General features: G+C 71.2%; 8 protein-coding genes. 7 read left to right on the top strand and 1 reads right to left on the bottom strand.

Annotation, left to right across the window (positions count from 1 at the left end; all coding sequences use genetic code 11):
- Positions 1–42 precede the first annotated feature (42 nt).
- Together ITX44_RS27185 and ITX44_RS27180 are read left to right on the top strand one after the other, a co-directional pair.
- A complete protein-coding gene (locus tag ITX44_RS27185; RefSeq protein WP_205360039.1) occupies positions 43–4,323 on the top strand; it encodes a discoidin domain-containing protein in 4,281 nt (1,426 codons plus the stop codon).
- Positions 4,324–4,555: 232 nt separating this feature from the next.
- Positions 4,556–5,995 carry a chitinase gene (locus ITX44_RS27180; RefSeq protein ID WP_205360038.1) on the top strand — a complete coding sequence of 480 codons (1,440 nt, stop codon included), beginning with the start codon at positions 4,556–4,558 and terminating at the stop codon, positions 5,993–5,995.
- A 123-nt stretch (positions 5,996–6,118) separates the two neighbouring features.
- On the opposite strand, the gene yczR is transcribed toward ITX44_RS27180, so the two are convergent.
- Positions 6,119–7,510 carry a MocR-like transcription factor YczR gene (yczR, locus tag ITX44_RS27175; protein ID WP_205360037.1) on the bottom strand — a complete coding sequence of 464 codons (1,392 nt, stop codon included), beginning with the start codon at positions 7,508–7,510 and terminating at the stop codon, positions 6,119–6,121.
- Positions 7,511–7,634: 124 nt separating this feature from the next.
- Between yczR and yczE the strand changes: the two genes are divergently transcribed.
- The 5 genes from yczE to ITX44_RS27150 all read left to right on the top strand — a co-directional run bounded on the left by yczE (position 7,635) and on the right by ITX44_RS27150 (position 14,900).
- The gene (yczE, locus tag ITX44_RS27170; RefSeq protein WP_205360036.1) at positions 7,635–8,291 is read left to right on the top strand and encodes a membrane protein YczE; all 657 of its coding nucleotides are present in this window, start codon (positions 7,635–7,637) and stop codon (positions 8,289–8,291) included.
- Between the two features lie 65 nt (positions 8,292–8,356).
- Complete coding sequence (locus ITX44_RS27165) at positions 8,357–11,821, top strand: carbohydrate-binding protein (RefSeq protein WP_205360035.1); 3,465 nt, start codon at positions 8,357–8,359, stop codon at positions 11,819–11,821.
- 159 nt (positions 11,822–11,980) lie between these two features.
- On the top strand, positions 11,981–12,493 hold the full coding sequence (locus tag ITX44_RS27160; RefSeq protein WP_205360034.1) for a mycothiol transferase: 513 nt from the start codon (positions 11,981–11,983) through the stop codon (positions 12,491–12,493).
- Between the two features lie 57 nt (positions 12,494–12,550).
- Entirely contained in the window at positions 12,551–14,278 is a 1,728-nt protein-coding gene (locus tag ITX44_RS27155; RefSeq protein ID WP_205360033.1) for an MFS transporter, read from the top strand.
- Between the two features lie 28 nt (positions 14,279–14,306).
- On the top strand, positions 14,307–14,900 hold the full coding sequence (locus ITX44_RS27150) for a MarR family winged helix-turn-helix transcriptional regulator (protein ID WP_205360032.1): 594 nt from the start codon (positions 14,307–14,309) through the stop codon (positions 14,898–14,900).
- Positions 14,901–15,079 lie beyond the last annotated feature (179 nt).

Below are 15,079 nucleotides of genomic sequence, written 5' to 3'. Positions count from 1 at the left end.
TCGTCTCCTGAACCTCAGACCCCACGACACAGAGGGACGCCAATGAGACCGAAGCGCTCCATCCCGCGCCTGGTAGCGGGGGTGACCGCGGCCGGGCTGCTGCTCCTGGGCGGCCAGGCCCTGCCCGCCGCGGCCGCGGGGGGATCGAAGCCGGCGGCCGGCCCGTCGGCGGCCAGCGCCAGCAGCACCGACGGCAGCAACAGCGCCACCCGCCTGGGCGACGGCGACCGCAACACGTACTGGCAGAGCAGGACCGGGTCGCTGCCCCAGTGGGCGCAGCTCGACCTCGGCCGCACCGACCGGATCGACCAGGTGCAGTTGAAGGTGCCGGCCTCCTGGAAGGCCCGCACCGAGACCCTGGCGATCCAGGCCAGTTCCGACGGCACCGGCTTCAGCACGGTGGTGAGCTCGAAGGCGTACACCTTCAAGCCCGACGCCGGCAACACCGTGACGATCTCCTTCCCGGCGACCCTGGCCCGCTTCGTGCGCGCCGAGGTGACGGGGAACACCGCCACCAAGGCCGCCCAGCTCTCCGAGATGACGGTGCGCCAGGCCGCCGCCTCCACCGTCAACCTCGCCGCGGGCAAGCCCACCGCCGAGTCCGGCCACGCCGACGTCTACGGCTCGGGCAACGCGGTCGACGGCAACGCCAGCACGTACTGGGAGAGCACCAACAACGCCTTCCCGCAGTGGCTGCGGGTCGACCTCGGCAGCGCCGTCGCGGTCAACCAGGTGGTGCTCAAGCTGCCGCCGTCCACCGCGTGGGCCGCCCGCACCGAGACCCTGTCCGTGCAGGGCAGCAGCGACGGGAGCACCTTCAGCGACCTGGTCGCCTCGGCCGGCTACAACTTCGACCCGGCCACCGGCAACACGGTGACCATCAACTTCAACCAGGCCACCACCCGCTACGTGCGGCTGAACTTCACCGGCAACACCGGCTGGCCGGCCGGCCAGATCTCGGAGTTCGAGGTGTACGGGCCGACCAGCGGTGACACCACCGCGCCCAGCGCGCCCAGCAGCCTGGCGTACACCCAGCCGGCCTCCGGCCAGATCAAGCTGACCTGGAACGCCGCCACCGACAACGTGGGCGTCACCGGTTACGACATCTACGCCAACGGCACCCTGCGCACCTCGGTGGCCGGCAACGTGCTGACCTACACCGACAGCCAGCCGGACACCGCGACCGTGACGTACTACGTCAAGGCCAAGGACGCGGCCGGCAACCAGTCCCCGGCCAGCAACAGCGTCACCCGTACCGGCTCCTCCGGCGACACGCAGCCGCCGTCCGCGCCGAGCGGACTGGCGTACACCCAGCCGGCCTCCGGCCAGATCAAGCTGACCTGGAACGCTGCCAGCGACAACGTGGGCGTCACCGGCTACGAGGTGTTCGCCAACAACAACCTGGTCACCACCACCGCGGGCAACGTGCTGACGTACACCGACAGCCAGCCCGACAGCGCCACGGTGAGCTACTTCGTCCGCGCCAAGGACGCGGCCGGCAACGAGTCGGGCAACAGCAACACCGTGACCCGCAACGGCACCACCCCGACCGGCACCAACCAGGCGCTGGGCAAGCCGATCTCGGCCACCTCCACGGTGCAGAACTTCGTGGCCGCCAACGCCGACGACGGCGACGTGACCACGTACTGGGAGGGCTCCGGCACCAGCTCGCTGACCGTCCAGCTCGGCTCCAACGTGGACACCAGCGCGGTCGTGGTCAAGCTCAACCCGGACCCGATCTGGAGCGCGCGCACCCAGACCATCGAGGTCCAGGGCCGCGAGCAGAGCGCCAGCGGCTTCACCCAGCTCGTCGCGCCCAAGAGCTACTCCTTCGACCCGAACACCGGCAACAGCGTGTCCATCCCGGTGAGCGCGCGGGTCGCCGACGTGCGGCTGGTCTTCTCCGCCAACTCCGGCGCCGGCGGCGGCCAGGCCGCCGAGCTCCAGGTGATCGGCGTGCCCGGCCCGAACCCGGACCTGACGGTCAGTGCCCTGACCGCGACGCCCGCCGCTCCCGTCGAGACCGACGCGATCACGCTCAACGCCACGGTGAAGAACATCGGCACCAACGCCTCCGGCGCCACCGACGTCAACTTCTACCTGGGCAACACCAAGGTCGGCACCGGCTCGGTCGGCGCGCTGGCGGCAGGTGCCAGCACCACCGTGTCGGCGAACATCGGCACCCGCAGCGCGGGCAGCTACCAGCTCACCGCCAAGGTCGACGAGTCCAACGCGGTGGTCGAGCAGAACGAGACCAACAACTCCTACACCAGCCCGAGCGCGCTGGTGGTCAAGCCGGTCGACAGCTCCGACCTGGTCGCCTCGCCGGTCGCCTGGACGCCGGGCAACCCGTCGGCGAACCAGAACGTCAACTTCTCGGTCGCGATCAAGAACCAGGGCACCATCGCCTCGGCGAGCGGCTCCCACGGCGTGACCCTGACCATCGCCGACGCCACCTCCGGCGCCGTGGTCAAGACGCTCACCGGCACCTACAGCGGCACCATCGCCGCCGGGGCCACCACCGCCCCGGTCAGCCTGGGCAGCTGGACCGCCGTCAACGGCAAGTACACCGTGAAGACCGTGATCGCGGTGGACAGCAACGAACTGTCGATCAAGCAGGGCAACAACACCACCACCCAGTCGCTGTTCGTCGGCCGCGGCGCCAACATGCCGTACGACACCTACGAGGCCGAGGACGGGGTGCTCGGCGGCGGTGCGACGGTGCTCGGGCCCAACCGCACCATCGGCGACCCCGCCGGTGAGGCCTCCGGCCGCAAGGCCGTGCACCTGGCCAACAACGGCGACAAGGTCACCTTCACCACCCGGGCCAGCACCAACACCCTGGTGACCCGGTTCAACATCCCGGACGGACCGGACACGACGCTCGACGTGTACGTGGACGGCACCTTCCTCAAGGCGATCCCGCTCACGGCCAAGTACGCCTGGCTGTACGGGGACGAGGCCAGCCCGGGCAACTCGGCGGGTTCCGGCAGCCCGCGGCACATCTACGACGAGGCCAACCTGCTGCTCGGGACCACCGTCCCGGCCGGCCACACCATCACCCTGCAGAAGGACGCGGCCAACTCCGCGGCCTACTACAACATCGACTTCATCAACCTGGAGCAGGCCACCGCGGTGGCCAACCCCGACCCGACCAAGTACGTCGTGCCGGCCGGCTTCACCCAGCAGGACGTGCAGAACGCGCTGGACACCGCGCGGCAGGACACCACCAAGCTCGGCGTCTACCTGCCGGCCGGTGACTACCAGACGTCCAACAAGTTCACCGTCTACCTGCGGCCGATCAAGGTGATCGGCGCCGGCCCGTGGTTCACCCGGTTCTTCACCCCGCAGGGCCAGGAGAACACCGACGGCGGCTTCAGCGTGCAGAGCACCGCCAGCGGCTCGACCTTCACCGGGTTCGGCTTCTTCGGCAACTACACCAGCCGCATCGACGGCCCGGGCAAGGTCTTCGACCTCAACGGCGTGACCAACCTGACCGTCGACAACCTGTGGATCGAGCACACCATCTGCGGTGTGTGGGCCACCAACGTCGACAACTCCAGCTTCACCAACCTGCGGATCCGGGACACCTTCGCCGACGGCATCAACCTGACCAACGGCAGCGTCGGCAACCAGATCAGCAACGACGAGACCCGGACCACCGGCGACGACAGCTTCGCGCTGTTCCCGGCGACCGACAACCACAACGAGCAGGAGACCGGCAACACCTTCCAGAACCTGACCTCGCTGCTGACCTGGCGCGCGGCGGGCCTGGCGGTCTACGGCGGTGGCGGCAACACCTTCAGCAACCTGTACATCGCCGACACCCTGACGTACCCGGGCATCACTGTGGGCAGCCTTCAGTTCGGCTCGATCCCGGCGCTCGGCTTCGAGTCCAGCCCGGGGACCACGTTCGACAACATCTCGCTGGCCCGGGACGGCGGCCACTTCTGGGGCGGGCAGACCTTCCCGGCCCTGTGGCTGTACTCGGCCGAGTACAAGTTCCAGGGCATCCGGATCAGCAACCTGGACATCACCGACCCGACCTACTCCGGAATCATGTTCCAGACCAAGTGGAACGGCAGCACCTCGCTGAACCCGATCACGGACACGATCCTGACCAACGTCAGCGTCAGCGGCGCCCAGAAGAGCGGTGACACCTACGACGCCAAGTCCGGGTTCGGCCTGTGGGCCAATCCGCAGCCCGAGTCGGGCCAGGGCCCGGCGGTGGGCTCGGTGACCTTCAACGGCCTGCACGAGAGCAACAACGCGGTGGACATCCAGAACACCACGACCACCTTCACCATCACCGTCAACAACTAGCCGGGCAACGTCACAAGGGTGTGCCCGCGTTCGGGTTCCGAACGCGGGCACACCCTGCTGTCCCTGCGGCCCCCGATCGGGCGGCTTTGTATTCAGTTGGTGAACGCGGGGGATTGACGGGGCATTGGTCTAGTCCTACTGTCGCGGGGCGCCCCCACGTCATGCCGGTGTCCCTCGTTCACTCATCTGAACGGCGGTTCCGGCTGTCCGCTACGGAAGGCCAACAACCCCCATGAAAAGACCGCGTCTTCGCCTCAAGGCGCTCGGCGCCCTGGCCGCCACCCCCGCTATGGCCGCCGGCCTGCTGCTGGCGACCGGCGGCCAGGCCCACGCGGCCGCCAACGCCGGCCCGGGTTTCCCCGCCCAGTACTCGGCCCCCTACGCCGAGACCTGGAACTCGCCCTCCACCCTGGCCAGCGCCCGCAGCGCCACCGGCCAGAAGTACTTCACCCTCGCCTTCGTCATCGACGGCGGCGGCTGCAACGCGACGTTCAACGGCGACACCTCCGTCACCGACGCCGGCTGGACCTCGGCGATCAACAGCCTGCGGGCCGCGGGCGGCGACGTCATCGCCTCCTTCGGCGGCGCGTCCGGCACCGAGGTGGGCATCTCCTGCTCGTCGGTGTCGGCGCTGGAGACGCAGTACAAGAAGGTCATCGACGGGCTGAACCTGACCCGGCTGGACTTCGACATCGAGGGCAGCGCGCTCGACAACACCGCGGCCAACGACCGCCGCAACCAGGCGCTGGCCGACCTTCAGCAGCAGTACGCGGCGGCGGGCAAGCGGCTCGACGTGGACTACACCCTGCCGGTCGACACCACCGGCCTGCTGTCCAACTCGCTCAACCTGCTGAACAACGCCAAGAGCCACGGCGTGAACGTCAACCTCGTCAACATCATGACGATGGACTACGGGCCGTCGATGGACATGGGCCAGGCCGCCATCAGCGCCGCCAACGCCCTGCACAGTCAGCTCGGCCAGATCTGGAACACCAAGTCCTCCGCCCAGCTGTGGGCCATGGAGGGCAACACGCCGATGATCGGCGTCAACGACTCCAGCAACGAGGTGTTCTCCACCTCCAACGCCCAGACGCTGGAGAGCTTCGCCAAGTCCAACGGCATCCAGGAACTGGCCTTCTGGGCCCTGGGCCGGGACAAGGCCTGCGCCACCAACGGCGGTTCGGCGCAGAGCGGGTGCAGCGGCGTGTCCCAGTCGCCGTACCAGTTCAGCAGCATCTTCAACCAGATCACCGGCGGCGGCAGCACGCCGCCTCCGCCGAGTGGCGCCACCGGCCCGATCCACTCCGGTTACGCCAACAAGTGCGTGGACGTGGCCGCCGCGAGCAGCGCCAACGGCACCGCGGTCCAGCTCTACGACTGCAACGGCACCAACGCGCAGAACTGGACGGTGGCTTCCAACGGCACCCTCCAGGCGCTGGGCAAGTGCATGGACGTCACGGCCGCCGGCACCGCCAACGGCACCCAGGTGCAGCTCTACGACTGCAACGGCACCGCCGCCCAGGTCTGGCAGAAGGGCAGCGGCAACACCCTGGTGAACCCCGCCTCCGGCCGGTGCCTGGACGCCACCGGGCCGAGTTCGGCCAACGGCACCCGGCTGCAGATCTGGGACTGCTTCGGCGGCACCAACCAGCAGTGGACGCTGCCGTCCTGACCGGATGACATCGCCCTGACGGCGTACCGACCCTGTTCTGCCGGTCCCGGGCGGAGGAGATGGCTCCCGCCCGGGACCGGCCCCGCTCCGGGGCCGCGGCTCGGCTCGCGTACCCCTCGAAGCTCAGGCGACGGGCGCGGGAGTGTGGGTTCCGGCGGCGCCCCGGGCGAGCGCCTGTTGGGCCCGGGCGAGCCTGCGGACGGCCTCGGTGAGCCGGCCCGGCGGGAGGGTGTAGGGCAGCCGGATGTGGCGTTCGAAGGCTCCGCCGATCCCGAAGCGTGGCCCGGCCGCGACGGCCACTCCGTAATCCGGCGCGATCGCCGCCAGCCGGGAGCTGACGGGCTCGGGGAACATCGCCCAGAGCGCCACGCCGCCGGCCGGCCGCGGTGCCCGGACGTCGGGCAGGTACTCGGTGAGCGCCTGCCCCAGTGCGTGACGTTGCGACCGCAACTGCTCGAGCGTGTCGGGCCCTGGTGACCGGCGCTCGTTCAGGAGGACGGCTGCGGCGAGCTGTTCGACGACGGGGGTGCCGAGGTCCGTCGCGGGCCGGGCCTGGGCGAGGCGCTCCAGGAGCGCGGGCACGGCACGGATCCACCCGATGCGCAGGCCGCCCCAGATGCTCTTGGAGACCGAGCCGACGCTGACGGCGGTCGGCATGTGTACGGCGAAGGGTTCCGGCGCCGCACCGTCCAGCGCCAGATCGGCCATGGTCTCGTCGACGATCGTGGGACACGCCGGCCTGAGCCGCCGGCGCACGTCCGTGGACATGCACAACCCGGTCGGGTTGTGGAAGTCGGGTATCAGGTAGGCCAGTTGTGCGGCCCGCCCCGCCGTGTGGAGTTGCCCGACGTCCCAGCCGGACGCCCCGACGGCGACGGGGAGCAGCCGCGCGCGGGCCTGCGTGAAGGTCCTGATCGCGTGCGGGTAGGTGGGATGGTCGATCACGACCTTGTCGCCCGGTGACAGGAGTGTTCGGGCCAGAAGGCCGAGCGCGTGCTGTGCGCCGTTGGTGATCATGACGTGGTCGGCCGCGGTGGGCAGCCCCCTGCGGCCGTACCGGTCGGCGACCGCTTCGCGCAGTTCGGAGATGCCGTACCGGTCGTATCCGTGCCGTTCGAAGTGGCGCGGCAACTGTTCGAGAGCGGCCGCGAAAGCGGCGTGCAGGATTTCGACGGGTGCCGGGGGCGCGGCGAACGACAGGTCGATCGTCGCCGGGTCCGTACCGGCGGGGCGCTCGGCCGGCGTGTCCCGGGGGAGCCGCACGGTCGCCCTGGCCCGCTCCCTCGTGGCGAGGTACCCGTGCTCGACCAGAGTGCGGTACGCGGCGCCGACGGTGGTTCTGCTGGTGCCGAGCGCGGTGGCCAGGTCTCGTTCGCTCGGCAGCGTCGCCCCGAGGGACAGCCGCCCGTCCAGGACCAGCAGCCGCAGCCGGTCGGACAGGCGCTGATGCGCCGGCCCGGGCCCCTCCTGCCAGGTCCCCAGCATGCGGGCCACCGTGGGCGAACTGATCTTCACCCGACCAGCTTAAGCGATCTGGCCATGGAATCGGGGTCCAGAGGGCCCGGAGGCTTGCGCCATGACTCCTCCGGCTTCCACGGCCCGCCGGTCCGCCCCGGCCCGTCGCGACCGCCCTGTGACGGTGCGGACCAACGCCCTCGCCCAGCTGCGGGCGGGCCGCACCGCGCGTCGCGTCCCCCAGCTCCTGGTCGGCCTGGCGGGGTACGGCGCCGCCGTCATGGTGCTCGTCCGGTCCGGTCTCGGCACGGCCAGTTGGAGCGTGCTCACCGACGGCACGGCGAAGACCCTCGGCATCTCGTTCGGCTGGGCCACCGACCTGATCTCGGTCCTGGTGCTGCTGGCCTGGATACCCCTGCGTGAACCGCCGGGGCTAGGCACGCTCCTCAACGTCGCGATCATCGGCTTCGCCGCGGACGCCACCGGGTCCGTACTCCCCGACCCCCGTGGCGCATTCGCCGAGACCGGTTACCTCCTCGTCGGCCTCCTCGCGCTGGCCTTCTTCGACGCGCTCTACCTCGGCGCACAGTTCGGATCGGGTCCGCGCGACGGCATCATGACCGGGCTCGTCCGGCTCACCCGCCTGCCCCTGGCGGCAGTGCGGACCGGATTGGACGTCACCGTCGCCGGCGTCGGCTGGATGCTCGGCGGAAGCCTCGGAGTGGGGACCGTGCTCGTCGCGCTGTGCATGGGGCCTCTGGTCGGCTTCCTGCTGCCGCTCCTGACCGTTCGTCTCCCGTCTTACAACGTTGGACAAAACCGCGCCACGGGCTTGACGTAGACCCTGTGTGAGTGGCGAAATCTGTTGGTTACATCGTTGTAGATCTCACCAGCGGAGGATCCGTTGTGACCATACGCAGAGCCGGCAGAGCGGTCGCGATCGTCGCCGCGTTCGTCGCCGTGGCCGGTACGGCCGGGACGACGGCCGCGGCCGGAGCGAGCGAGCCGGCCACACAGGCCGGGCAGTCCCCCGGGGCCGCGGCCGCCGCCGTCGACCCGTGGACGCTGACCAGCACCGCCTACACGGCCCAGGACATCACCAGGACGCCCTTCGTCGGCAACGGCTACCTCGCCCAGCGGTTGCCCGCCGTCGGCCAGGGCTATCAGGGCGATCTGGGCCCGGCCGGCTACCAGTTGGACCAGCGGCCCAAGCAGCGGCTGACCACGTCGATGGTCGCGGGCGTCTACAACAGGGGCCTGACCCCGTCCGTACCGGGCATGGAGTACATGGTCTCGCTGCCCACGTGGACCACGATGGCCCTCGGCGTGGACGGCCACACCCTGGACTCGGCCGTGCCCCAGACCCGGATCGGCGGCTACCAGCAGCGGTTGGACCTCGCACACGGCTCCGTCACCACGTCGATGACCTGGACGCCCGAGGACGGCAGGGCCACCGACGTCCGCGTCGAGGTGCTCGCCAACCGCGCGCAGGAGCACCTCGCGCAGGTCCGGCTCACCGTCACTCCGCGGTGGACGGGCGATCTGGCGCTGTCCGCGCTGCTCGACGGCCGCAGCGCCCAGGGCGTGGACGCCACCGCTCGCAGCGTCACCACCCCCACTGACACCGCCACCGTCCAGCTGAGCACGCCGGGCGACGACACCCGCGTGGTGGAGACGCAGCACCTCGTGGCCGGCCCGGGAACCACGGTGTCGGCCCGCACCGCGGCGCAGCCCTCCGACAACTCCGCCACCACCGGCGAGAACTGGACGATGCCCGTCACCGCGGGCACCACGTACACAGTGACCAAGTACGTCGGCATCGCGACCTCGAACGACCCGGACGACCCGGTCCGCACCGCGGCCCGCACCGTCGAGGACGCCGCCGGCCAGGGCTGGCCGAAGCTGACCGCCCGGCACGAGGCGGCGTGGGCCGACCTGTGGCAGCCGAACATCGAGGCCGGCGGTGACGCCGAGTTGCAGGCCGACGTCAACATGTCGTACTACACGCTGTACTCCAGCCTGCGCGCCGGCACGTCGTGGAGCATCCCGCCCGCCGGCCTGACCAGCCTGGACTACAACGGCGACATCTTCTGGGACGCCGACACCTGGATGTTCCCCTCGCTGCTCGCCTTCCACCCCGAACTCGCCCGGTCCGTCGTGATGTTCCGCTCGCTCACCCGCGACCGGGCCGAGGCGAACGCGAAGGCCAACGGCTACGACGGCGGGATCTGGGCCTGGGACAACGGGCCCGGGGGCGTCTGCGGCGACCTCGGCCACCCCATGTGCGTCACCTTCGAGGACCACCTGGAGAGCGACATCGCGCTCGCCCAGTGGCAGTACTACCAGGCCACCGGGGACACCAAGTGGCTGAAGGACTACGGCTATCCGGTCCTGAAGGACGTCGCCGCGTTCTGGGCCGGCCGTGTGACGCAGGGGCCCGACGGCCAGTACCACATCGACGGCGTCACCGGCCCCGACGAGTACCACGAGCACGTCAACGACAACGCCACCACCAACGCCGGCGCCGTTCTCGCCCTGAAGAACGCCGCCGCCGCGGCCGCCGTGGTGCACGAGAGCCCGGACCCGGCCTGGACGCGGATCGCAAGCCGCATCGCCGTGCCCACCGACGCCGACGGCAGCCACCCCGAGTACGCCGGCTACACCGACCAGACCGCCAAGCAGGCCGACACGGTCATGCTCAGTTACCCGCTGGGCTATGTCACCGACCCGTCGTCGGCCGCCGCCGACCTCGACCGCTACATGCCCGTCACCGACGTCAACGGACCGGCCATGACCAACTCGGTCGAGTCGGTGGTCGCCGCGCGGGTCCAGCAGCCCGGCTGCCTGGACGACACGCTGTTCGAGAACTCCTACCGGCCCTACCTGAAGGGCCCCTTCCGCCAGTTCGCGGAGACCCAGGGCGACGTGCCGCTCCAAGGCGGCGGCTACGGCCCCGCGTTCACCTTCGCCACCGGAGCGGGCGGGTTCCTGCAGACCTTCCTCTACGGGTTCGGCGGTCTGCGGTGGGACACCGCCGGCCTGACGCTGGCGCCCACGCTGCCGCCGCAGCTCGCCTCGGGCCTCACCCTGGCCGGGGTCCAGTACCACGGCAGCAGGCTGAGCGTGCACATCGGTGAGCGGACCACCACGGTGACCCTCGACTCCGGCGGGCCGGTCGACCTCAGCACGCCGGACGGGGCCAGGACGCTCACCCGCGCCCGCCCGGTGACGCTCACCACGGCCCGCCCCGACCTGGACCCCACCGACGACCTCGCCCGCTGCGGGACGGCCTCCGCCGACTCCGCGCAACCCGCCACGTACGCCGCGGGCGCCGTGGACGGCAACGACACCACCACCTGGACCGCCGCCGGCACCTCCTCGTCCCTCCAGGTGGCGCTGGCCGGCCCCGGCGCGATCGACCACCTGCACGTGCGGTGGGGCACCACCCGCCCCGACGCGTACACCGTCGCTGTCCAGGACGGCTCCGGCGAATGGCGCCAGGTGGCCCAGGGCGCCGTCCCGCCGCTGGGCGATCTCGTGGCGCGCTGGACCCGTACCGACGCCACCGGGGTGCGCCTTTCGTTCAGTGGCGTCGTCCCCGCGTCGGTCGCCTCGCTCTCGGTGCCCCGCGCGCAGGCCGCCGACCTCAGCGGCGCGCTGACGGCCGAGGGGACCTCGCCCGGCACACCGGCCACGGTGCACCTGGCCCTCACGTCCGTCGGCGGCGCCGACGCGCAGCACGTGGTGAGCAGTCTGCGGGCGCCCGCCGGCTGGCAGGTCAGCGCCGACCCGGCGCCCGTCACGATCGCCCAGGACGGCCACGCCGACCTGCAATGGACGGTCACCCCGCCGGCGGACCAGGCGACCACGGCCGCCCGGCTCACCGCCACCGTCGGCTGGGACGGCACCACCGGACGCGACACGGCGACGGCCACCGCCGTCCTCCCGGTCGTCACGCCGGCGCCGCTCGGCTCGACGATCGAGGCGGAAGCCGGCGCACTCAGCGGCGGCGCCCAAGTGGCGAGCGACCACGGCGGTTATACCGGCAGTGGTTTCGTCGCCGGCCTGTACACCGGGGCCTGCGACACGGTCGCGGTGCACGTCCCGAGCGCAGGCGGCCGCACCGTCACCATCCGCTACGCCAACTCCCTGGGCGGACAGCGCCCGCCGCTGCAGAACGTCACCCGCACGATCACCCTCGCCGCCGGGGGCGTCCCACAGCAGGTGCCACTGCCCGTCACGGGCAGTTGGGACACCTGGTCGACCGTCACCGTCCCGGTGAACCTGCCGGCCGGGGACGACCCGATCAGCCTGACGGTGGGCCCGGCCGACTCCGGCAGCGTCAACATCGACAGCCTGACCGTCACCTGACCGACCGCGCACCGGGGCACCCCGCCGAGGCGACCGGCTGACGGCCGTCCGGCAGGGTGCCCCGGTGGTGTCGGGCCCTACGGGCAGAATGCGGAGGGTCAGGCCGCCGTCGGGCAGCGGGCCCGCGCGCGGCACCCGTATCCCTCGTAAGGGGACTGGATGAACCACGTGGATCTGCTCACCGACGCCCTCGGCCGGGTCAAGGAGAACGTGCACGAAGTCGTCGAGGGGCTCACCCCGGACGAACTCGGCGAGCGGCTCGACCCGGGCGGCAACTCGATCGCCTGGCTGATCTGGCACCTGACCCGGGTCCAGGACGACCACGTCGCCGACGTGGCCGACCGCGAACAGGTCTGGACGTCCGACGGCTGGTACGAGCGGTTCGGCCTGCCCTTCCGGCCGGCCGCCCTGGGCTTCGGCGACAGCCCCGAGCGGGTGGCCAAGGTGCGGGTCGAGGACCCGGCCCTGCTCACCGGCTACTACGACGCCGTGCACGCGGCCAGTCTCGACTACTTCGCCGGCCTGTCCGCCGCGGACCTGGACCGGATCGTCGACAAGCGCTGGGACCCGCCGGTCACCCTCGGCGTGCGGCTGATCAGCGTGATCGACGACGACGCCCAGCACGTCGGGCAGGCCGCCTTCGTGCGCGGCGTGCTGCTGCGCCGTCGCTGATGATAGAGTTACTTAACCTAAGTTAATTAACTCTGCGCGTGGGGTGTGAGCGGCCTGATGGCGACCGAAGACGATGTGACGACACGAATACAGCGGCGACCCCCACGGATCGCCGCCGACCACCCGAACTACAAATGGGTGGCGCTGTCCAACACCACGCTCGGCATGCTCATCGCCACGATCAACTCCTCGATCGTGCTGATCTCGCTCCCCGCGATCTTCAACGGCATCCACCTCGACCCGCTCCAGCCGGGCAACGTCAGCTACCTGCTGTGGATGCTGATGGGCTACATGCTGGTCACCGCGGTCCTGGTGGTCACGCTCGGCCGGCTCGGCGACATCTTCGGCCGGGTCAGGATCTACAACGCGGGCTTCCTGATCTTCACCGTCACCTCGGTGATCCTCTCCGTCGACCCGATGCACGGCGGGGGCGGCGCGCTCTGGCTGATCGGCTGGCGCGTCGCCCAGGCCGTGGGCGGCTCCATGCTCATGGCCAACTCCGCGGCGATCATCACCGACGCCTTCCCGGCCAAGCAGCGCGGCATGGCGCTCGGCGTGAACATGGTCGCCGGCATCGCCGGCTCCTTCATCGGCCTGGTGCTCGGCGGCCTGCTCGCCGAGTGGAACTGGCGCTCCATCTTCTGGGTCAACGTGCCCATCGGCCTGATCGGCACCGTGTGGGCGTACCGCTCGCTGCACGACACCGGCGTGCGCCGCCCGGCCGCCATGGACTGGTGGGGCAACATCACCTTCGCCGTCGGCCTGACCGCCCTGCTGGCCGGCATCACCTACGGCATCCAGCCCTACGGCGGCCACACCATGGGCTGGACCAACCCCTGGGTGCTGGCCGGCCTGATCGGCGGCACCGCCATGCTGGTGACCTTCTGCGTGGTGGAGTCCAAGGTCGCCGAGCCCATGTTCCCGCTCAAGCTGTTCCGCAACGCGGCCTTCGCCGGCGGCAACGCGGCCACCCTGCTCGGCTCGGTCGCCCGCGGCGGCCTGCAGTTCATGCTGATCATCTGGCTGCAGGGCATCTGGCTGCCGCTGCACGGCTACGACTACGCCAACACCCCGCTGTGGGCCGGCATCTACCTGCTGCCGCTGACCATCGGCTTCCTGGCCGCCGGACCCATCGCCGGCTACCTGTCCGACCGGTACGGCGCCCGGCTGTTCGCCGCCGCCGGCTTTGTCGTGATGGCCGCCTCCTTCGGCGGCCTGCTGCTGCTCCCCACGAACTTCAGCTACTGGGTCTTCGCCCTGGTGGTCTTCCTCAACGGGCTCGGCGGCGGCCTGTTCGCCGCCCCCAACACCTCGATCATCATGGCGAGCGTGCCCGCCGAGTCCCGCGGCGCCGCCTCCGGCATGCGCGCCACCTTCCAGAACGCCGGCATGGTGCTGTCCATCGGCATCTTCTTCTCCCTGATGGTGGCCGGGCTGGCCGGCTCGCTGCCGCACACCCTCAGCTCCGGCCTGACCGCGCAGGGCGTGCCCGCGGCCAACGCCCACCAGGTGGCGAGCCTGCCGCCGGTCGGCACCCTGTTCGCCGCCTTCCTCGGCTACAACCCGATCCAGCAGCTCCTCGGCCCCGACCTGCTGCACAAGCTCTCCCCGGCGCACGTGCACACCCTCACCGGCCGGGAGTTCTTCCCGCACCTGATCTCCGGGCCGTTCCACGACGGGCTGGTCGTGGTGTTCTCCCTGGCGATCGTGATGTCCTTGGTCGCGGCGGCCGCGTCCTTGATCCGCAGCCGCCGCGACAGCCGTGTCGACAGCATCGAGAGCTGAGCACCGAGGACCTGGAGGCGCCCCCGCCATGACCGAACTCGACGGGCGCGGGGCGCCCCCGGCCGCCGCTCCCGCCCCCGGGCGGGACACCACCGCGGACCCGGGCCACTCCGCCGGCGCACCCTCGCCGGCCGCCGTGAGCCGGCTGCGGCTGATCGTCGCCCGCCTGTACCGCCAGCTCGCCCAGGCCTCCGGCAGCGACCTGGACCTCACCTACGCGCAGCTGTCCGCGCTGGCCAGGACCCAGGAGCACGGGCCGCTGCGGATCGGCGAACTCGCCGCGTACGAGCAGGTCGCCGCGCCCTCGCTGACCCGTACGGTGACGCCGCTGGCCGCCGCCGGCCTCATCCGCAAGCAGCCCGACCCCTCCGACGGCCGGTCCTCGCTGGTCAGCGTCACCGAAGAGGGCACGCGGCTGCTGGAGCGGATCCGCCGCCAGCGCAGCGAACTCCTGGCCCGCCGGATGTCCCGGCTGACCCCCGAACAGAGCGACACCCTGCTCGCGGCGCTGCCCGTACTCGAACTCCTGCTCACCGAGCAGGGGCCGGAGCCGGACGCGGGCGCGGGCGCGGAGCCGGACACGCGTACGGAGCCGGGCCCCGATCCGGCCGCCGGGTCGTAGCAGCCGCCGGACCGTCTGCCCGGCCCCCGCAGGCCGCGGCGCCGGGAGCGCGGACGCCGGACCCGGGTTTCGGGTCCGGTCCCGAACCCGCATTTCAAGCCCGGGCCTCGGGCCCGGATTCGACCGGAGCCGGAGCCGGAGCCGGAGCCGGAGCCGGAGCCGGGGCCCGATCCGGACTC

Source organism: Actinacidiphila acididurans, from assembly GCF_016918855.1.
GTDB lineage: Bacteria > Actinomycetota > Actinomycetes > Streptomycetales > Streptomycetaceae > Actinacidiphila > Actinacidiphila acididurans.
Note: the sequence above shows the minus strand (reverse complement) of the source record. Positions and strands in the feature narration are given on the sequence as shown.